Consider the following 20,871-nt stretch of genomic DNA (forward strand, 5'->3'; position numbering starts at 1 on the left):
TTTTATACGTATTACACTTGCTGTCCGCGAAGATGGCGCGCTAACGCGTCACCTGCTTTCCAGATATCTCCAGCTCCCATCGTCAGCACAAGATCACCCGGCTGTAAGCGATCTTTCAACTCTTCGATCACAGCTTCTTTGGTCGGCAAATAGATTGCATTCGCATTGCTGTTTTGGACGATTAAATCCACGAGCTTGGAAGAATGCACGCCTTCAATCTGTTTTTCTCCCGCTGGTGAATAAATATCGGTAATTATGACTTCACTAGCCTCGCTAAACGCGCGGCTGAACGCATCGAGCAGGAAAAAGGTGCGGCTATAGCGTTGCGGCTGGAATACAGCAATAATACGTTTGCCAGTCGCTCTCGCTGCGCTAATCGTAGCCTCAATCTCTGTTGGGTGATGCGCATAGTCATCAATAATCAGTATGTCATTGCTTTCACCTAGTACTTGAAAACGACGCTTCGCGCCGTGAAATTCCACAATTGTCGCAGCGATTTGATCGAATGGAATCCCTGCTTCCAAACATGAAATCACAGTCGCCATCGCATTATACATGTTATGTTTACCCGGCACTGATAGTTCGATCGTTCCGAGTGCTGTTCCCTTGCGGCTCATAGTGAAGCTTAATCGACGGTCACCTAATTGGATATCTGTCGCCATATAATCCGCTTCATGCTCCACTCCATAAGTAATGACCCGAGTCTGGAGTTGAGGCAGCATTTCCCGGATGTTCTGATCATCTGCGCATACAATAGCCGCCCCATCCGGTCGAATTTGACTCAAAAACTGTACATAGGCACTTTTCAGACGATTAAAGTCGCCATCGTAATTTTCCAAATGATCCGCTTCAATATTGGTTACGATGCCTTGCCAAGGATGATATTGCAGGAAAGAACCATCACTCTCATCCGCCTCAGCAACGACAAACTCGCTTTTACCTGCTTTGGCATTCGTTCCCAAATTCGTGATTTCGCCGCCAATAATATACGTTGGATCAACGTTACATCTCTCCATAACCAGAGCGATCATGGAAGAGGTTGTCGTTTTACCGTGCGCACCCGCAACAGCTATTCCCTTACGTTCGTTAAGCAAGCGAGCCAGCATCTGCGAACGGTGCAGAGTTGGAATATTCAATTCCTCCGCTGCCACCCGCTCCACATTGTCACGTGACAATGCTGTTGAATAGACGACGATATCCGCGCCTGCAATATGCTCAGGCGTGTGTCCAATATATATTTTTGCGCCTTTTGCCGCCAGTTTTTCTGTCAGCTCTTGTGATGCCACATCTGAGCCAGTCACGGTATAACCCATCTCCAGCATGACCCGAGCAATCGCGCTCATCCCGTAGCCGCCGATACCGATAAAATGAACATGTTCCGAAGTAATCAACAAATTTCACCAACCTTTTTCCGAATCGGTTTGATACATAAGGGTAGCCCGTACATCCGCAATAAGGTACAGCGTGCCGGACACCACCCCCAGATCTTCCGCTTCCGTATGTGACTGAAGCAGGCCAAGAGCCTTTTTCCAGTCACCTTCTACAATTATTTTTAAATCCGTTTTGGCATAAGACGGCCGCAGCTTCTCCACGAGATGAGCCAATTCAGCGGCATTCATTTTGCGGCGAAAATCGGGCTCGGTCAGGATAAGCGTATCCACTAGTGGCAGTATATGCTGCAAGTATGCTTCATGATGCTTGTTTGACAGCATCCCCATCATTAAAACCAATTTTTTGTACGAATACACTTGAGGAAGACTCTTGGCCAGCGTCTGTGCTCCTTCTGGATTATGAGCTCCATCAAGGACAATCCTCGGCGAGGTACTGACTTGTTCGAGACGCCCTGCCCAGGCAGTTTGCCTAAAGCCCTCCAGCAGTTCTGCATCATCCAACACAAAAGCCATATACTGACGTAGGACCTCAAGTGCCATCATAGCTCCTGCCGCATTAGAACATTGGTGCTCGCCTAACAACGTGATGTCAATTTCCATATGTCGGAAGGGCCCCGCGAATGAAAAGGTCTGAGCTGTTTCATCCCCATTTAGCCGTTCATACGTAAACTGTTCTCCTGCCAGGTACAAGGTAGCTCCTTGCTTTGCCGCCGTTTCACGTATGACCTGAATAGCCTCGGGTTGGGAAACACAGCTGACGACAGGTACACCTGGTTTGATGATACCAGCCTTTTCCCTTGCAATCTGTTCGAGCGTATCTCCCAAAATATCCGTATGATCATAGCCGACATTCGTAATAACCGAGACGATTGGACTCACGATATTAGTTACATCCATCCTTCCCCCGAGACCTGTCTCCCATACCACAACATCTGGGAAAGATACCGTAGCATAGTATAAAATAGCCAACGCTGTCGATACCTCAAACATCGTAGGTGATCCCAATTCACTATCTGCGATTTCTTTCACCAACGGATACAAGCGATTGGCAAGCAAAACCAGCGTTTCATCGGGAATATCGGTCCCATTGAATTGAAAACGGTTCGTAAATCGGGTGATGTACGGAGATGTAAAAGTTCCGACATCGTACCCACATTTCAGTAGCACAGAGGTCAGAAAGGCACAAGTCGAGCCTTTACCGTTGGTTCCCGCAATATGCACAAACTTCAGATGTCGTTGCGGATCACCCAACTTACTCATTAGCTGTTCAATTCGTTCCAATCCGGGTCTGATGCCAAACGGAATCAAGCCGTTAATCCATTCCACTGCTTCATCATAGCTTTGTAAAGGAGCCGTATCTCCGCCCCTGATCGTATCTGACATCCTCTTCACCTTCAGGTCATTTTATTGTGAGTGAAATTATCCCTTGAGTTCTTCAATACGTGCGATAACTTTAGCGCGCTTATCTGAGTAATCGGCTTGCTTGGCCTTTTCTTCCTCGATGACTTTAGCTGGTGCCTTCGCCACAAAGCCTTGGTTAGATAACTTTTTCTCCACGCGCTCCACTTCACTGTTCAAATGCTGAAGTTCTTTTTCCAGTCTGCTAATTTCCTGGGCAATATCAAGCAGTCCGGCCAGCGGCAGGTATAGCTCTGCGCCGCTAACTATAGATGTCATCGCTTTATCTGGAACGGTGAATTCTAATCCTGCGTCGAATTCAGACGTATTACAGAATCTACGTACATATTCCCCATTGCGGTTAATGATATCGAGAACGGCTTGATCGCCGGGTTTTATGAGTAATTCAATTTTCTTACTCATCGGCACGTTGACTTCAGCGCGGATATTGCGTACAGCGCGAATTACGTCGATCAGCAAATTCATTTCAGCGACTGCATCCTTATCCTCAAAAGCCGGATCATAAACAGGCCAAGCGGCCAGTGTAATCGTTTCTCCCTCATGCGGGAGATGCTGCCATATTTCCTCAGAGATAAACGGCATGAACGGATGAATCATGCGCAGCGTCCGATCCAATACATATGCAAGTACGGATTGCGTTTTCTTTTTCGCCTCTGCATTGTCGCCATATAGGGAAAGCTTCGCAAACTCAATGTACCAGTCGCACAAATCATCCCAAATAAAGTTATACAGAAGGCGGCCTGTCTCGCCAAATTCATAAGCATCTATTAGACGCGTGATGTCGCGTGAAGTTTCGTTTAGACGATGCAGGATCCAACGATCAGCGGTGCTCAAGTCACCAGTAATGTCTATATCTGCCGAAGTGACGCCTTCCAGATTCATCAGCGCAAAGCGTGACGCATTCCAGATTTTATTGGCAAAGTTACGGGCCTGCTCCACCCGCTCCCAGCGGAAACGAAGGTCTTGCCCAGGCGTGCTACTGGTGGAAATCATATAACGCATGGCATCGGTACCATATTGGTCAATCACGTCGAGCGGATCAACACCGTTGCCGAGGGATTTGGACATTTTTCTACCGTCCGCATCACGAACCAACCCGTGCATAAGTACGTCCTTGAACGGAATCTCTTCCGTAAACTCCAGCGCGGTAAAAATCATACGCGATACCCAGAAATAAATAATGTCATAGCCTGTAACCAAGACATTAGTCGGATAGTAGCGTTTGAGGTCCTCTGTCTGCTCAGGCCAGCCCAGTGTCGAAAACGGCCACAAAGCCGAGCTGAACCAGGTATCCAGCACATCCTCATCCTGTTTTAGCTTTCTGCCAGCGTACTCAGGCAAAGTTGTAGGGTCCTCCGCCGATACAATAACTTCTCCGGTTTCCTCATCGTACCAAGCCGGAATACGGTGCCCCCACCATAATTGACGGGAAATACACCAGTCACGCACATTTTCAATCCAATGCAGATAAGTACGTTCAAAGCGATCCGGTACAAAGTTTACCCCGTTGCCAGCCTTCTGCACTTCAATCGCTTTAGCTGCCAGAGGCTTCATTTCCACAAACCATTGTGTGGACAGATAAGGTTCTACAACTACACCTGTACGCTCACTGTGGCCTACTTGGTGTACGTGCTCTTCAATACGAATCAGTACGCCTTGCTCTTTCAGATCAGCGACGATTTGCTTACGGCAATCGCTACGATCAAGGCCCTGATATTTGCCTGCTTCGGCATTCATCGTTCCCGTTTCGTCCATCACCGTAATTTGTGGCAGCTGGTGACGTTGTCCCATTTCAAAGTCATTCGGGTCGTGAGCCGGTGTAATTTTAACCGCGCCGCTACCGAAATCTTTATCAACGTAGTCATCCGCAATGACCGGAATTTCCCGTCCGATGATTGGGAGCACAAGCGTTTTGCCAATCATTTGCTTGTAGCGTTCATCTTCCGGGTGTACAGCTACTGCTGTATCGCCCAGCATCGTTTCAGGACGTGTAGTAGCTACCGTAATAAATCCGCTACCGTCTTTCAGTGGATATTGCAGGTGATACAGATTTCCGTTCACCTCTTTGTATTCCACCTCAATGTCCGATAATGCAGTACGTGCAGCGGGGTCCCAGTTAATGATGCGTTTACCGCGATAAATCAGACCCTTCTTGTACAGTGTAACGAATACCTCGCGTACCGCTTGGGACAGTCCCTCATCCAACGTAAAACGTTCACGAGAATAATCGAGAGAGAAACCCATCTTTTCCCATTGATTATGGATATTATCCAGATAAAGTTCCTTCCACTCCCACACTTTCTCCAAAAACTTCTCGCGGCCCAAATCATAACGTGTCAGGCCTTCTTCACGCAGCTTTTGCTCTACCTTTGTTTGGGTAGCAATACCCGCATGGTCTGCCCCTGGCAGCCACAAGGCATCATAACCCTGCATCCGCTTGGCGCGAATAATAATATCCTGCAAAGTAAAGTCAAGAGCATGTCCAATATGCAACATACCTGTAACATTCGGTGGTGGAATAACGATTGTAAAAGGCTCTGCCTCCGGATGTTGCCCGGCGCGGAAATAGCCCTTTTCCATCCACGTTTTGTACCATTTTTGTTCTGCTGATTTTGGATCGTACGTTGTTGGCATTTCCAAGGTTGTCTTGTTGTCTTGTTCTGACATATCAGGATACCTCCATGATTTTTCAATTGGCAAATAAAAAAAGCCCTTCATCCTCAAAGGACGAAAGGCTGTTCTCTCGCGGTACCACCTTTGTTTCACCCCTAGTGTATGTATCCACTGATCCATTACACATGGTGTGACACTTTATGCAGATAACGGTTGCGGACCGGCCTTATTCTACCGTGAACCTCTTATCTTCCGTAGGAATTAAATGAGGAACCGTTCAAACAGGCGACTCCCGGGTGACTTCGGCCAGTAGCTTCCTGCGGAACCTCACAGCGCTGCAATTCCACTCTCTGAAGGGCTTGCTGCCTACTCTTCCCGATCTCAGTCTTTCAATAACTATACCACATCATACATTTCCCATTGACTATAGTCAACACCCGCTGTGCATTTTTCAGCAACCGGATCAAGGGATGTACAATACCTGTCCTTCTTCCACATGATGCTCCGCCAATCTGTTATACAGTTGAAGCTCACGTGTGCTGAGCTGATAACGGTCCGCTATGGTTTCCAGTGTATCCTCGCGCTGTACAATGCATAAGCGCACCTTGCGAAAAGGTGTTTCATCTTGTGTATGAAAAAAAAGGTTCTTCCACTTGGCATTCTCCCGCTCTTCTTCGGCTTTCTGATCCTGATCCTGCGGCTCCTGCTCCAATTGCTGCTGGTATTCGGCTTCCTTCACCGAACGGCTGGATTGGAGCAATGATGAGTAGACAACCGGGTCTGGCTCGTCTGCCCCTTCATCCTTTTTACTGTTAAGCGCCACACGCATCTCTGGCTTATCCTCAGTAAAGGTGTCATGGGCCTCGTGGTTCACCTGTTCTGACGCTTCAGGCCTGAAGTCGAAGTTATCTACTTGACTCGCCTCCAACTGTGGCTCCAGATAGACCTCGGACTCCGTGGCAGGATGCGGTTCATTCAACAAAGGGTCATATACTACATTGGGAGATGCGGAAGATAATTTAGGTTCATTCCCCCCTGTCCATGCTTCCTCTTGCTGAAATCCCCACACTTCCGGAGACCCATGCTCATGCTTGACCTCGGGAGAGCTGTCTTCAACTGCTTTACCCGTCCAAGGCTCATAGAACCGGTTAGAATCTACTGCCGACTCATAAGCTTGCTGTTCCGACGATGCCTTCTGTTCTCCATGGCCCTCAGACAGCTGTTCCCATGAAACAGACTCCTGTTGTGCTGGCACTCTGTAGGAGGTTTCAGGGTCTGTAACGTAATCGGAGGTCGAGTCATTGGCAGAATAGGCCTCTGCATGGCGATGCTCCCCATCGGCGGTATGGGATTGAACCGGATGCTCAGGTGCATGCACTACGGTGAATTCCTCATCCAGCCAGACCGCCGTCTCCTCCGCGTGCGAGCTTTCCACGCCATGCAAAGAAAGAACACCTGTAATGTTTAGACTACGTAAAGAGAGCAGGTCCACATCAAAATTTTCAATCTCGACAGAGATATCTTCCAATCTCCCTACGCGGTTTAGCGGAATGGTAATTTCCACAGGGATCAAATGATGAAGCTCGCTCGTAATCTGTTCAGGTGTGCGGTACACGCCCTCCAGCAGCAAATGCCCTCGCAAAGCGGCATGGTCGCCGTGGGTTACAACCTGAATGCGTGGCAGAAGCTCAATTTCCTCCAACTCAGCAATCCCGGCAGCTTCCTCCGTCAAATGAATGCGTTCATAAATATCAAAACGCAAGCCTTGCGGCTGATCATTCTGTTGTTTGTTCAAGGATGGCATCCTCCTTTGGGCAGTCTCCGCACATCCTCTGACTTCTGGTCAGGCGCACGGAAACTCCATATTGCAAACCGTTTCTAGGTTCAAGTATATGCGCCAAAATAGAAGGCATGCCATCTTTTATAGCTGTTTGTGCAGCTTTTGAAAATCATCCGGCCAAGCATCCTCCACCGTAATTGTTTCGCCACTCAGCGGATGACAGAAGGTAAGACGCTCTCCGTGCAGCGCCTGCCTGCAAAAATCAGTAGCCCGACCCCCGTATAATACATCCCCAAGCAACGGGTAGCCAGCATGACTAAGATGTACGCGAATCTGGTGCGTCCGGCCTGTCTCCAGCGTCAGATATACGAGACTCACTGCACTTGAACCGCTTCCCCATACTTCCCCGAGTTCAATATGGGTAACCGCCTTCTGCCCAGTCGGAGATACACGACGGCGCTGCTTATGATGCCTGTCCTTGCCAATCGGCCAATCCAACGTTCGCAGTGATGGAGGTACTTTCCCTCGTACCAAAGCTACATACCTGCGGCCGATATCCTTAGCTCTCATTTGCTTGTCCAGCTTAAGCAATGCAAATTCATTTTTGGCATATAGCACTGGGCCCGTCGTATCCACATCCAGGCGATGTACATGCCGTACCGCCGCATGTATGCCATTCATCTCATAGTAGGATGCGACAGCATGATCCAACGTCAGCGGACCATCCTGCACAGCGCCGTCCGGATGTACTGCCATACCTGCTGGTTTATGCACTACCAGGCAAAAATCATCTTCATACAGTACCTTTAAATCATACCAACGAGGGGTGATGCCAAGGTTCATTACAGGAAAAAGGGCCAGCCGCAGCCGGTCCCCTGTAAGTTCAATCTCTTTTTCATGACGCAGTCTGCGCCACAGCTTTTCCGGTAATTCCAAACGATTCAGCAACCACTGATCTACAGCATCAGCGCTGTTTTTTTCCCCGTCTGTGACTTCCCGTCCTGGAGTGACCTCCAGCCACGGTCCTCTTCTTTTCCAGCCACCTTGCCAGCTCATAGACGTTTGAGCGCGCGATAGTTCGCCTCAATGGTGGCATCAATATCCTCTACCGTATGCACGCCCGACACAAACATACCCTCAAATTGAGATGGTGCCACACTAACTCCCTCATTCACCATTTCAGTAAAGTAACGGCGGAAGTGGTCCTGATTACTCGTTTTAGCTGTGTCAAAATTGACAACCTTTTCTTCTGTAAAAAATGGACAAACCATAGAACCCACGCGATTGATCGTGACAGGGATACCCAGCTCGCTCGCATTACGTTCGAATCCGGCTTGAAGCCTTGCTGCCCGCTCTTCCAGACGATCGTATACTTCTGGCGTCAGCAATTTAAGTGTCGAATAACCTGCTGCCATAGCCAGCGGATTTCCGCTAAGCGTACCCGCTTGATATATTGGTCCCGATGGAGCAATCTGCTCCAGAATATCGCGACGTCCGCCGTAAGCACCTACAGGGAGTCCACCACCAATCACTTTACCCAGACAGGTAAGATCCGGCGTCACACCAAAGCGACCTTGAGCCGAATGAAGTCCAACCCGGAATCCAGTCATTACTTCATCAAAAATCAGCAGACTTCCGTACTGCTGGGTTACCTCACGCAAACCTTCCAAAAATCCAGGCTGTGGCGGTACAACGCCCATATTGCCTGCTACTGGCTCGACAATAATTGCGGCAATCTCTTCGCCAAATTTCTCAAAAGCTAGCTTCACCGAAGCCAAATCATTATAAGGGACGGTGATTGTATGGGTGGCCACGACTTCAGGTACACCCGGACTATCGGGCAAGCCTAAGGTCGCAACACCAGAGCCTGCTTTAATCAGCAAGCTGTCCGCATGACCGTGATATGATCCCTCAAATTTAAGAATTTTACTACGGCTCGTAAATCCGCGTGCGAGTCGAATCGCACTCATAGTCGCCTCAGTTCCGGAGTTAACCATACGTACAATATCCATGGAAGGAACACGTTCACAAACGAGCTTGGCCATTTCAGTTTCTGCCAACGTTGGTGCGCCGAAGCTGGTTCCTTTTACAACAGCAGCCTGTAAAGCTTTAACCACTTCGGGATGTGCATGCCCCATAATAAGCGGTCCCCATGAACATACATAGTCTAAATAGGATTGACCATCAATATCATATACGCGCGATCCTTCGCCATGGTCGATATATACAGGTGTAATCCCAACAGATTTAAAAGCCCGTACCGGGCTGTTTACGCCACCCGGAATGTATTGTTTTGCCTCATCGAAGGCTACTTTGGAGTTCGTATCCTTGCGCACTGTTCGTTGTTCATCGATCAATCTTACCACTCCTATCTTCTGAAAATAGACTTATTGCTTCAACCATCTTGCCGCATCCTTGGCCGAATAGGTAATAATCATATCTGCACCCGCACGCTTCATGCTTGTCAAAATCTCTAGCACCATTGCTTTTTCATCAATCCAGCCTTGAAGAGCTGCTGCCTTGACCATGGCATATTCACCACTAACGTTGTAAGCCACCATAGGCAGATCAAATTGATCCTTAATCGTGCGCATCACGTCCAGGTAAGAAAGAGAAGGCTTCACCATCAGCATATCCGCACCCTCCAGCACATCAGATTCCGCTTCTCGCAATGCTTCACGTGCATTAGCAGGATCCATCTGATAGGATTTACGGTCACCAAACTGCGGTGCAGAATCAGCAGCTTCCCGGAAAGGACCATAAAAAGCAGACGCATATTTGACGGAATACGACATAATCGGAATATGTGAAAAGCCTTCTAGATCCAGCCCCTGCCGAATCGCCTGTACAAAACCGTCCATCATATTAGATGGCGCGATAATATCCGCACCAGCTCTGGCCTGAGAAACGGCTGTACGTACCAGCACCTCCAGAGATTCATCATTCAATACTTCACCGCATACCTCACCATCATGCTCATGCATGTGTACCATACCGCAGTGTCCATGGTCCGTAAACTCACACAAACAAGTATCAGCCACAACCAGCAGTTCGGGATAACGAGACTTGATCAAACGAGTTGCTTCCTGAACAATACCATCGTCCACAAAAGCCGAAGTCCCTACACTGTCTTTTGTTTCCGGTATGCCAAACAGGAGCACGGCGGGAATGCCAAGCTCACTAATCTCTTTCAGTTCTTCCTCCAGCCGATCCAGAGAAAAACGGTATACACCTGGCATAGAGCTAATTTCCTGTTTCACTCCAGTGCCAAATGTTACGTAAATCGGTTGGATAAAATCAGCGGGATTCAATACCGTCTCACGCACCATACTGCGGATTGCAGCTGACTGGCGCAAACGACGATGTCTAGTAAAAGGAACACTCATGAATACAAACCTCCATTTTTTATACATTCATTAGCAAAAACAAAAAATTATAATGTCATAAGAGTACTTGATCGTTTCCAGTCACATAACGATTGAATCAGACTTTCAATGGTTGCCTTCTCTGACATAAAACTCACAGTCAAACCGGCTTGGGTAGCTGTCTCACCGGTCAAAGGACCGATCACAGCAATCGTAACTCCCTCCAGCAGCGACAACGGATCATGGATCCCCATTTGTCTGAGCGCTTCCAGAAAAAAGGTGACGGTTGAGGAACTCGTAAACGTAATCGCGTGAATGGCACGTTCCTCAAGCAGCTTGAGGAGCTCGTCATCCTGTGTGTTGGCTGCCAGCACCGTTTGATACAAATCAGCCTCGGTCACATGAAGGCCCATCTCCCTCAGCTTTTCTGGCAGCCACGACCGAGCTAGATCACCCCTTGGGAGAAATACATTCTGCCCTGCCTGCAAATCCTGCTCAAACCCTTCGAGCAAGCCCTCTGCCTGAAAAGGGCCTTCGATCTGTTCTGCTGCAATTCCGTGCGTCCGAAGCGCGGCTGCTGTAGCCGGTCCGACTGCGGCAATACGCGCTTTGAACAACGCGCGTACGTCCTTGCCCTGTTCCTTTAAGTGCGTGAAAAAGTATTCCACTCCATTAACGCTGGTAAAAAACACCCAATCATATTCAGGCAGTCGTGCAAATGCCTCTTTAATTTCCTGTTTGGTTGGCTCGTCCATAGGGGCGACAGTCTGAATAACTGGAAATTCATAAGGCTCGCCACCAAGCTCTTCAATCCGGTGAACCAGACTGCTGGCCTGCGCACGCGCGCGAGTAACTAAAATCCGCTTGCCAAACAAAGGCATGTCCTCAGCCCATTTTAACTGTTCACGTTGATTGACCACTTCTCCGACAACGATGACGGCGGGAGGCTGAAAATTCGCGGCCTTCACCTTAGCTTCAATATCCGCCAGCGTACCCACCAGCGTATCCTGCTCGGCGCGGGTCCCCCAACGGATCAAGGCAACAGGAGTATCTGACGGCTTGCCGTGTTTTATGAGCTGTTCACTGATATAGCCGATCTTTGCTACACCCATCATAAAGATCAGTGTGCCCGTTGCGTTCGTCACTTTATCCCAATGAATACTTTTGTCGAGTTTATCCGGACTTTCATGACCTGTAATGATAGAAAGCGATGAGGCCATATCTCGGTGTGTGACTGGAATGCCCGCATAGGCGGGCACACTGATCGCTGATGTGATGCCGGGTATAATTTCATAGGAAATACCGTGTTTACGCAATAGCCCGGCTTCCTCGCCGACTCGTCCAAATATAGTGGGGTCTCCCCCTTTAAGACGAACAACTGTTTTGCCCTCCAAGGCCAAATCCACCAGCAGCTGATTAATTTCCTCTTGCTTCATGGTGTGACGATCTGGCAACTTGCCGACATATATTTTTTGGGCACCTGGCTTCATCAGTCCCAAGAGGCGTGGGCTTGCCAATCTGTCGTACACAATGACATCGCCCAATTGAATGCATTCCCAACCCTTGACCGTAATTAATCTTGCGTCTCCGGGTCCTGCACCTACCAAATATACTTTTCCTGCCATGCTATCATCCCCTCACCTGCGCCAGAATCTGTTCCGCTCCTTTGGCTATCAAACTGGCCGCCACCGCTTCTCCCAGCTTTTGCGGATCATTTCCCTGGAGCGTTTCCTTCAAAATAACCTCGCCATCTGGCGATCCTACCATGCCCGTGAGGCTGATTTCTTGACCAGCCCAGACCGCATGAGCCCCGATCGGCACTTGACATCCCCCATTTAACACGCCCAGAAAGGTTCGTTCTGCCGCAACGGTAGCTGAGGTATCCCGGTCGTTGTAAAGGCGCAGCAAGGCCAATAGCTCTTCGTCGCTCGCACGACATTCAATACCCAGCGCTCCCTGCCCAACCGCCGGCAAACAGTCTTCTTCCGGTATATAGGACGTAATTCGCTCTTTCCAGCCCATCCGATGCAAGCCTGCTGCCGCCAAAATGATAGCGTCAAAACCTTCCGTCTCCAGCTTTTTCAGACGGGAATCAATATTACCACGCACAGGCTCCAATTGTAGATCAGGTCGCATGGACTTGATTTGACTGGCTCTGCGCAGGCTGCTCGTGCCCACCTTTGCCCCTTGAGGCAAATCCTCCAGGCTCTTGGCGCCCAATGTGATCAGGCAATCACGTGGATCCTCACGGCGCGGCACAGCGCCGTTGACAAGCCCTTCCGGTAATTCGGAAGGCATATCCTTCATACTATGTACTGCCATATCAATCTCACCAGCCAGCATGGCCTGTTCAATTTCTTTGACAAAAAGCCCTTTGCCACCCACTTTGGACAAGGTTACATCCAATATTCGATCACCCTTGGTCAGGATTTTCTTCACGACAAATTGCAAATCCATTCCATGCTCCGCGCACAGCGCGTTCAAATCTTCAATGACATGCCCGGTCTGAGTTAACGCCAGCGCACTCTGTCTGCTGCCTACCACAATTGTTCGCATGTTATTCCTCCTGATTTTGCGCAATCCATAGGTCTATTTCTTTTTCGGTCCAAGCCATAAATTCATGACGGCGTATTTGATCCAAAATTCCGCTACTCGCCAAGCGCCTCAGTAGTTTGGTCCTTTGCTGTGGAGAACTTATCTTATGTTTGATGATCTGTCGCATATCGTGCATGAAATCCAGATATGGCTCGTATTCGCTACCAAACAACGTATCCAAAGCTGATGTAATATCAGCGGTCACAGCAGGGCCAGCCCCTTCTGTGGAAATACTAATCGTCAATCTTCCTCGTCGAATGATACCCGGCGTTATAAAGTCTCCATCTTCCGATCGATCCGCCACATTTACCAGTATACCCCTTTGTCTGGCCTCATGCGCAACCTCATAATTCACTTCTCTCTGGTTCGTCGCCGCATATACAAGAAAGGCTCCCTGGAGGTCACCCTCGCGATATACGCGATTTACCCAGTGGAGCTGCTTGTGATCCGCCAGAACCTGTAAATCCGGCGTTATATTCGGGCTAATGACGGTAATGAATGCCCCACTTTCCATCATCCCCTTTACCTTTCGTTCCGCAATCCTACCGCCACCTACAACACAACAGATCCTATTCTTACAATTCAACGAAATCGGGACAAAATGCTGCAAAAGGCTTTTCACTCTCCCGTCCACTGATGAAATACAGACCAGGAATTCAGCAAAAAATTAAGAATCAATAGCGTGTAGCCCACCAATGCCCACTTTGCCATCACAAGCCCTGAACGCTGATTCAATCTTTTGCTCACTAAAAATACAATATACACGCACAAGGCAATCGCTGTCATCAGCACCTTGGTATCGAGCAAGAGACGCCAGCGTTCCTCGGCAATAATAGAAATAACGGCAACTACAATAGAGACTCCCAGCAAAGGAGTACCAATCAACAGCGCCATATGCGTATACCGATCCATCATTTCCAGACTCGGCAGGCGCCTGATCGTGTCATTCCATTTCTTTACTTTCAATTTACGATGCAAAAACAGATATAACCCCGAAAATACAGCCGCTACCGTCATTGCTACAAAACCAAGATTAGCCAGCGCAATATGAATCAGGAGCAGCCCATGCACTGTATGCCAATTTCCAAGCGGGTTGTCGAGAGGCTTCATCCATATATTGTTGAGCACTAGCACTGCAAAACTAATAATATTAAGCAGCAATACCGCAAATTCGGATCGCTGATAACGTGTCAGAATCAAAGAAATCAGTACCAAAATAACTGAGAACAGAAATAGAAAATCATAGGTCACGAAAATAGGAAGATGCCCTTCATTCCAGGTTCTTATCCCCATATAAGCAAGCTGGAGCACCAGAACGACAACAAGAAGCCCTGTACCTGTCCGTTTAGCATTCGCATTGCGACGAATCCCATCCGAGAATACAAACAGAAGGCTCAGGGCAAAAACATAAATCATTGAATCATATATAAGCATGCCTGAAGCCACGTCTGTTCACCCACCTTTACAGGCTGGCCGGCGCAAACGACGCTGGCAAAGCCTGAGCCTGAACGGTCTTTTCATGAACACCGGCTTCCGGTTTCATTAACGCAGATGCATCGCTTTTATCTACTTTCTGAGCGGCGTCATCCAAACGATCCTCCAGAGCAAAAATGTGGCTAAACATGTCTAGGGCCTCATTTCCCTGCTTTTGGACAGCCAGTTCCTTTACCCGATTGATCGGATCATGCATCATCTGATTCAGCATACTCTTCGTCAAGCGGCTAATCACTTTGCGTTGCCGTTCATCCAGCTCGGGAAGCTTATTGAACAAGCTTTCCAACGTATCCTGATGTACAGACTCCGCTTTTTCCTGTAATGCACGAATCACCGGACGCACTCCCATCGTTTTCAACCATTGATAAAACTCGCTAAGCTCATCTTCGATCATATGCTCGATTTTTGTAGCTTCGGTACGGCGCATTTCCAAATTGCTCTCCACGATCCCTTCCAGATCATCAATATCGTACAGGAAAACATTCTGTAATTCACCAATAGCCGGGTCGAGATCACGCGGAACCGCAATATCAATCATAAACAAAGGACGGGACTGTCGACGTTTCATACTTGCTTCAACCCGAGTCCGATCCAGAATATAACCCTGGGCACCTGTCGAGCTAATAACAATATCCACATCCGCCAACCGATTCATGCCTTCCTCCATCGTAACCGGCGTTCCATGAAACTTGGAGGCAAGGTCTTCCGCACGGGACAAGGTTCGGTTTGCTACAATAACCTCGGCTGCTCCGCCGCTGTACAAATGCTTAACAGTAAGCTCGCTCATTTTACCAGCACCGAGAATCAGTACCTTTTTATCGGTAAACATCCCGAAAATCCGTTTGCCCAGCTCAACTGCTGCATAGCTGACAGATACGGCACTTTCTCCAATAGACGTCTCCGAATGGGCACGCTTGCCCAATGTGACGGCCTGCTTAAACAACATATTAAACCACGTTGCCGTAATTTTCTGGGATTGAGCCTGAAGAAAAGCGTTCTTTACCTGTCCCAAAATTTGTGTTTCTCCGATTACCATAGAATCAAGACCACAAGTCACACGGAACAAATGCCGAATCGCCTGCTCGTCCTCATATATATATAAATGTTGTGTAAATTGATCACGCGGAATGCCAAACCATTGCTCCATAAAACTGCGTATAAAATAACCGCACATGTGAAGGCGGTCCACCACAACATATATTTCAGTCCGATTGCAGGTTGCGACAACTACGCCTTCCAACACACTTTTGGTAAGTTTGAGTTGTTCCAGCGCTTTTGGCAAATCTTGTTCTGCAAATGTAAAACGCTCTCTGACTTCCACAGGCGCCGTACGATAATTCAACCCAACAACGACGATGTGCATTGCAAATTCACCTGCCTAAACTGTAATAAGAATAACCACTGTTATCATAAACTATGTTAATTATATCACAGAAGTCCGAATCTCCTCCGGCTGTTTTATGAATTGTTTATGAAAATTGGATGGCTTTCATGAACATCTAGCACGTTCTGTATGATTTGATTTAGTGTAAACCACTTTTAAAACAAATAACCATGGAAATGTTCCATGGTTATAATATAGGACGCACAAATGGCTCCATAAAGAACGATTTACACTAACTCGGCCAGCTTGCACTCCGGTGATTCCACCTGAAGTTCTCCCAAGCCGCGAATCAGCTTCTTCGCATATGTTTTTTTCGGTTTTAGAACGGATACCAGGTAATCAATAGCCAGCTGCGGATCGACAGTCTCACCGCAAGTATAACAATCAATAGCGGCAAATCCTCTCTCAGGATACGTATGAATAGAGAGATGACTCTCCGACAAAAGTACAAGCACGGTAGCTCCCTGTGGTTCGAATTGCTTGGATTGAACGGACATCACCGTTGCTCCGCAAGCTTCAGCTGCTTCAACTAATTGAGCCTCCAAAAACTGCGCATCATTCAGCAATTCAAACTCAACACCCCAAGCATCTACGGCAACGTGTCTTCCGAAAGTTGAGTACTCCAATTCCATCTTTCGGTTCCCCCTTCCTAGGAATAAAATGTTTGAAAAAATTTCATCCGCTAGGACCTACGTCATTCACTTCCCGAGGGAATAACCTCTCGCAACATTCAATGTCCTGAGTGAATCCTGGTTCCTATATTCATTTTCAACGAGATTAAAAATAACATCTATGTGCAGCAAATGCAATCATTTTTTTGGAATAAAAAAGCCCCTTTCGGTAAAGAAAGGGACTACACTGCATAACGATTCATTCCATATATTCATGCCTTATTAAGCTTCCAGTGCAAATAATTTTGAGCAACTCATTCGAAGCTTGTGGTCAATCTGTTCCAACTCCGAGAAAGTGCGCGCCAAATTCCGCTGGTCAAGCAACGAATTAATGAGATGATATACGTCTGATATTTCATTTTCGACGTTCTGATGCTGAAAAAGCTGTTGCAGTTCCTGCACCGTATTTTTATATTCAAATACCAGCTTAGAGTCTAAGGCATTCTTCTCCATAATTTTACGAACCGTACCTTCATTATAAAAATACACCATAGTGAATCCTTGATACATTCGATAAACGATGCCTTCACCCTTAAAACGAACAAAAAGTTTGCGTATAAACAGGGTTAGTTGCGGATGAATTAAGCGGCAAGTCAATTCACACACTAATGCTCCCTCTTTGGCTTCAAAAAACAAATGAACTTCCTCACCCGCACTATGCTCCAGAACGATTTCCTGACTTCCGTTATCCAAAACTTTAATGTGGTAATGCACCTGCGGATCATCCACTGCCCGCAAAAATTCGTCCATTTGAGTTTCCGACAAGGTCAATGTGGTTTTAACATACTCTGTGGCTAACCGCTGAGCCATACCAATCTCCTCAATTCTTTCCTGAACCTATAAGTTTAAGCTTTATGCTTTATTATACATCAGACCTACAGTGCTTTTCTTGCACATCAATCATAAATTTCCGCCATACATCGAAAAAAACAGAAAATAATGAGGTTGAGACTGCATTATCCTCCATATACACTCACTTTTCTGCTTAAAGTCCACGAGTTCCTTTAGTTATTATATATTATTCCTACCATTTTAGTAAGCTTATTTTCCCGAAGCCCGAATCATGAAAAAAGGACGCCCTTAAGGACGTCCCTAGCCTTACAATTCCGTCTGCTCTTCGTCGTCATTCTCTATATAGCTGGAGATGACAGACCACAGCTCTTCCTTGCCCATACCTTCTTCGGATGAAAAGGGGATAAACAATCCCCCGGGAAGTATTCCGAGTTCCTGCTTGATTACTTTATAATGCTTTTCTCGTCGCGTTTTAGGGATTTTATCTGCCTTCGTGCCTACAACACATACGGGAAGCCCATTATGACGCAGCCAATCATACATCATGATATCATCCTTGGACGGCGGATGGCGTAAATCTACCATTTGAAGCACCAGTTTGAGTGGCTCACGCTCCAGCAAATAAGACTCAATCATCTGCCCCCAAGCCTTGCGGGACGTTTTGGATACTTTGGCGTAACCGTAACCGGGAAAATCGACAAAATAAAGATCATCATTAATCCGGTAATAATTGAGTTGCTGGGTTTTACCTGGCGTAGAACTGGTACGCGCCAAATTCTTACGGTTAATCAACCGATTAATCAGTGAAGACTTTCCTACATTGGAGCGCCCCGCCAGAGCAATCTCTGGCAAAGCGTCCACAGGAAACTGATCGGGGCCAACCGCACTTATTATAAATTCTGCTTTTGTTACTTTCATTATGTCCTTAATTCCTCTCTAATGTACCCTTGCCTGCTCAACCAAAGCATGCTTTAGCACCTGATCCATATGGGCAACGGGGACAAATTCAACATCCTGCCGGATACTGTCGGGAATATCCTTCAAATCCCGTTCATTATCTTTGGGAAGCAGAATTTTTTTGTAGCCTGCCCGGTGGGCAGCCAGCGACTTCTCTTTCAAACCACCAATCGGCAATACACGACCACGCAGAGTAATTTCGCCCGTCATAGCCACATCTTTGGATACATGACGGTTGGTCAAAGCTGAAATTAATGCGGTAGCAATAGTAATTCCTGCAGATGGGCCATCCTTCGGAATCGCACCCTCAGGAATATGAATGTGGATATCATTTTTCTCATAAAAGTCCAGTTCAATGCCCAGATCAACTGCTTTCGAACGAGTGTAGCTGAATGCCGCCTGTGCAGATTCCTTCATAACGTCTCCCAGTTTACCCGTAAGAATCAGTTTACCGCTACCAGGTACGACCGTCACTTCAATCATCAATGTTTCACCACCGACCTCTGTCCATGCCAAGCCTGTAACCGTACCGATCTGATCCTCCAGTTCTGCAACACCGTAACGGAATTTAGCGATACCTAGATAATCCTTCAGATTATCCGGTGTGATTTGAATCGGGCCTTCGCCACCAGATACAACGGACTTCGCCGCCTTGCGGCACAGAGAAGCCATTTGCTGCTCAAGATTCCGTACACCAGATTCACGGGTATATTCGCGAATGACACGCAATAACGTATCCTCCCCTATAACCAGTTGTTCCTCGTCCAAGCCATGCTCTCTCTTCTGCTTGGGCAATAGGTACCGATTGGCAATTTCCAGCTTCTCCAGTTCGGTGTAGCCAGGAATATAGAGTGTCTCCATGCGGTCCATTAGCGGACGCGGGATGTTGTGTGCAGCATTGGCTGTCGTTACAAACATCACATTGGACAGATCAAACGGCAGCTCGACAAAATGGTCACTGAACGTATTGTTTTGTTCAGGATCAAGCACTTCAAGCAATGCCGCCGATGGATCCCCTCGAAAATCGGAAGCCATTTTATCAATCTCATCCAGCAAAAATACCGGATTAGACGTTCCTGCGGTCTTCATCCCTTGAATGATTCGCCCCGGCATCGCGCCAACATAAGTCCGGCGGTGACCACGGATTTCCGCTTCATCCCGCACACCTCCGAGAGAGATGCGGACAAATTCCCGACCCATGGATTTGGCAATCGAACGGGCCAACGAGGTCTTGCCGACCCCTGGCGGACCTACAAGACACAGAATCGGTCCCTTAATGGTCTTCACCAGCTTACGTACAGCCAAATACTCCAATACACGCTCCTTGGGTTTATCCAGTCCGTAGTGGTCGTTATTGAGTACCTCTTCAGCTTTGACGATATCCAGATCATCATCGGTAAACTTGTTCCATGGCAAGCTTAACAACCAATCAACATAATTACGGATGACGCCACCCTCGGCAGAGCTTGCTGGCATTTTTTCCAGACGGTCGATTTCCTTTTCAACCTTCTCCTTCACCGGAACAGGCAACTCCAGTTCACTTAGCTGGTTGCGTAGTTCTTCAACTTCTCCTGCGCGACCTTCCTTCTCACCAAGTTCCTTCTGAATTGCCTTCATTTGTTCACGCAGATAATACTCCTTCTGCGTCTTTTCCATCTGCTTCTTCACACGCTGGTTGATTTTACGTTCCAGCTCCAGTACTTCACGCTCATTGTTCAAAATATCCAGAAGCTTCTCCAGACGCTGAGTAACGTCGATCGTCTCCAGTATATCCTGCTTTTCCTTAATTTTGAGCGTCAGGTGACTTGTGATCACGTCTGCAAGCCGTCCTGGCTCCTCAATATCGGATACCGCAGCGAGAGTCTCTGGTGTTACCTTTTTGGACAAGTTGATATAATGCTCGAACTGAGTTAATACAGTGCGCATAAGCGCATCCGTCTCAGGCTGTACGTTTTCTGCCTCGTGCAGCTCCTTCGCCATTACCTCGTAATATTCTTCATTGTCCGTATATTGAATAATCTCGGCGCGTTCCAGCCCTTCCACCAATACTCGAATGGTTCCATTAGGAAGCTTGAGCATCTGACGTACCTTGGCTACCGTGCCGACTCGAAAGATGTCCTCTTGTGTGGGTTCTTCAATATTTACTTCTGATTGAGAACACAGGAGAATCAAATTGTCTTCAACCATCGCTTTTTCCAAAGCCTTGACCGATTTTTCCCGGCCCACATCGAGATGCAGAACCATGCTCGGGTAGACCAGAAGCCCTCTTAAAGGCAGCAAAGGAAAACGACGACCTTTTGTCTTGGTGGGTCCCATCGCTTTCGCACCTCCAGTGATTCTCAGGTTCCGGATTTTACAATCCTCACGTTGCTATCTTTCATATTTTATCAAATGTTTTATGAAAAAACCA

16 protein-coding genes and 1 other annotated feature are annotated in these 20,871 nt (G+C 47.6%); all 16 genes read right to left on the reverse strand.

Annotated features, from left to right (window positions below):
* Positions 1 to 11: 11 nt before the first annotated feature.
* The 16 genes from murC to lon all read right to left on the reverse strand — a co-directional run bounded on the left by murC (position 12) and on the right by lon (position 20,777).
* Entirely contained in the window at positions 12 to 1,391 is a 1,380-nt protein-coding gene (murC, locus tag BM358_RS16875) for a UDP-N-acetylmuramate--L-alanine ligase (RefSeq protein WP_013311605.1), read from the reverse strand.
* A 6-nt stretch (positions 1,392 to 1,397) separates the two neighbouring features.
* A complete protein-coding gene (locus BM358_RS16880) occupies positions 1,398 to 2,774 on the reverse strand; it encodes a bifunctional folylpolyglutamate synthase/dihydrofolate synthase (protein WP_023989957.1) in 1,377 nt (458 codons plus the stop codon).
* Between the two features lie 36 nt (positions 2,775 to 2,810).
* Positions 2,811 to 5,477, reverse strand: a complete 2,667-nt coding sequence (locus tag BM358_RS16885) for a valine--tRNA ligase (protein WP_023989958.1) — start codon at positions 5,475 to 5,477, stop codon at positions 2,811 to 2,813.
* A gap of 53 nt (positions 5,478 to 5,530) precedes the next feature.
* Positions 5,531 to 5,815, reverse strand: a binding site (T-box leader).
* A gap of 71 nt (positions 5,816 to 5,886) precedes the next feature.
* Complete coding sequence (locus BM358_RS16890; RefSeq protein ID WP_028541577.1) at positions 5,887 to 7,218, reverse strand: LysM peptidoglycan-binding domain-containing protein; 1,332 nt, start codon at positions 7,216 to 7,218, stop codon at positions 5,887 to 5,889.
* Positions 7,219 to 7,344: 126 nt separating this feature from the next.
* On the reverse strand, positions 7,345 to 8,259 hold the full coding sequence (locus BM358_RS16895; RefSeq protein WP_028541576.1) for an RluA family pseudouridine synthase: 915 nt from the start codon (positions 8,257 to 8,259) through the stop codon (positions 7,345 to 7,347).
* Positions 8,256 to 9,560: a glutamate-1-semialdehyde 2,1-aminomutase gene (gene hemL / locus BM358_RS16900; RefSeq protein WP_028541575.1), complete on the reverse strand. Its 1,305-nt coding sequence runs from the start codon at positions 9,558 to 9,560 to the stop codon at positions 8,256 to 8,258. Before hemL ends, BM358_RS16895 begins: the two co-directional genes overlap by 4 nt.
* A gap of 30 nt (positions 9,561 to 9,590) precedes the next feature.
* The gene (gene hemB, locus BM358_RS16905; protein ID WP_028541574.1) at positions 9,591 to 10,589 is read right to left on the reverse strand and encodes a porphobilinogen synthase; all 999 of its coding nucleotides are present in this window, start codon (positions 10,587 to 10,589) and stop codon (positions 9,591 to 9,593) included.
* Positions 10,590 to 10,636: 47 nt separating this feature from the next.
* The gene (gene cobA, locus BM358_RS16910) at positions 10,637 to 12,193 is read right to left on the reverse strand and encodes a uroporphyrinogen-III C-methyltransferase (protein WP_028541573.1); all 1,557 of its coding nucleotides are present in this window, start codon (positions 12,191 to 12,193) and stop codon (positions 10,637 to 10,639) included.
* A 4-nt stretch (positions 12,194 to 12,197) separates the two neighbouring features.
* Positions 12,198 to 13,124: a hydroxymethylbilane synthase gene (hemC, locus tag BM358_RS16915; protein ID WP_025722717.1), complete on the reverse strand. Its 927-nt coding sequence runs from the start codon at positions 13,122 to 13,124 to the stop codon at positions 12,198 to 12,200.
* Position 13,125: 1 nt separating this feature from the next.
* Positions 13,126 to 13,773: a precorrin-2 dehydrogenase/sirohydrochlorin ferrochelatase family protein gene (locus BM358_RS16920; RefSeq protein WP_028541572.1), complete on the reverse strand. Its 648-nt coding sequence runs from the start codon at positions 13,771 to 13,773 to the stop codon at positions 13,126 to 13,128.
* An 8-nt stretch (positions 13,774 to 13,781) separates the two neighbouring features.
* Entirely contained in the window at positions 13,782 to 14,609 is an 828-nt protein-coding gene (gene ccsA / locus BM358_RS16925) for a cytochrome c biogenesis protein CcsA (protein ID WP_023989966.1), read from the reverse strand.
* A 16-nt stretch (positions 14,610 to 14,625) separates the two neighbouring features.
* Complete coding sequence (gene hemA / locus BM358_RS16930; protein ID WP_013311616.1) at positions 14,626 to 16,020, reverse strand: glutamyl-tRNA reductase; 1,395 nt, start codon at positions 16,018 to 16,020, stop codon at positions 14,626 to 14,628.
* A gap of 248 nt (positions 16,021 to 16,268) precedes the next feature.
* Positions 16,269 to 16,667 (reverse strand): adenosylmethionine decarboxylase, encoded by a 399-nt coding sequence (speD, locus tag BM358_RS16935; protein WP_028541571.1) that lies wholly within the window; start codon positions 16,665 to 16,667, stop codon positions 16,269 to 16,271.
* Between the two features lie 267 nt (positions 16,668 to 16,934).
* A complete protein-coding gene (locus tag BM358_RS16940; protein ID WP_028541570.1) occupies positions 16,935 to 17,522 on the reverse strand; it encodes a hypothetical protein in 588 nt (195 codons plus the stop codon).
* Positions 17,523 to 17,810: 288 nt separating this feature from the next.
* Complete coding sequence (gene yihA, locus BM358_RS16945) at positions 17,811 to 18,422, reverse strand: ribosome biogenesis GTP-binding protein YihA/YsxC (RefSeq protein WP_013311619.1); 612 nt, start codon at positions 18,420 to 18,422, stop codon at positions 17,811 to 17,813.
* 18 nt (positions 18,423 to 18,440) lie between these two features.
* The gene (lon, locus tag BM358_RS16950) at positions 18,441 to 20,777 is read right to left on the reverse strand and encodes an endopeptidase La (RefSeq protein ID WP_023989969.1); all 2,337 of its coding nucleotides are present in this window, start codon (positions 20,775 to 20,777) and stop codon (positions 18,441 to 18,443) included.
* Positions 20,778 to 20,871: the final 94 nt, after the last annotated feature.

The organism is Paenibacillus sp. cl130 (assembly GCF_900116035.1).
Classification (GTDB): Bacteria; Bacillota; Bacilli; order Paenibacillales; family Paenibacillaceae; genus Paenibacillus; species Paenibacillus polymyxa_B.

Bases quoted from the DNA above. Each gene is read 5' to 3' on its own strand.
- BM358_RS16885 (WP_023989958.1), bottom strand. From the start codon at position 5,477: ATGTCAGAACAAGACAACAAGACAACCTTGGAAATGCCAACAACGTAC.
- yihA (WP_013311619.1), bottom strand. From the start codon at position 18,422: ATGAAAGTAACAAAAGCAGAATTTATAATAAGTGCGGTTGGCCCCGAT.
- hemB (WP_028541574.1), bottom strand. From the start codon at position 10,589: ATGAGTGTTCCTTTTACTAGACATCGTCGTTTGCGCCAGTCAGCTGCA.
- cobA (WP_028541573.1), bottom strand. From the start codon at position 12,193: ATGGCAGGAAAAGTATATTTGGTAGGTGCAGGACCCGGAGACGCAAGA.
- hemA (WP_013311616.1), bottom strand. From the start codon at position 16,020: ATGCACATCGTCGTTGTTGGGTTGAATTATCGTACGGCGCCTGTGGAA.
- BM358_RS16880 (WP_023989957.1), bottom strand. From the start codon at position 2,774: ATGTCAGATACGATCAGGGGCGGAGATACGGCTCCTTTACAAAGCTAT.
- lon (WP_023989969.1), bottom strand. From the start codon at position 20,777: ATGGGACCCACCAAGACAAAAGGTCGTCGTTTTCCTTTGCTGCCTTTA.
- BM358_RS16940 (WP_028541570.1), bottom strand. From the start codon at position 17,522: ATGGCTCAGCGGTTAGCCACAGAGTATGTTAAAACCACATTGACCTTG.
- BM358_RS16895 (WP_028541576.1), bottom strand. From the start codon at position 8,259: ATGAGCTGGCAAGGTGGCTGGAAAAGAAGAGGACCGTGGCTGGAGGTC.
- hemC (WP_025722717.1), bottom strand. From the start codon at position 13,124: ATGCGAACAATTGTGGTAGGCAGCAGACAGAGTGCGCTGGCGTTAACT.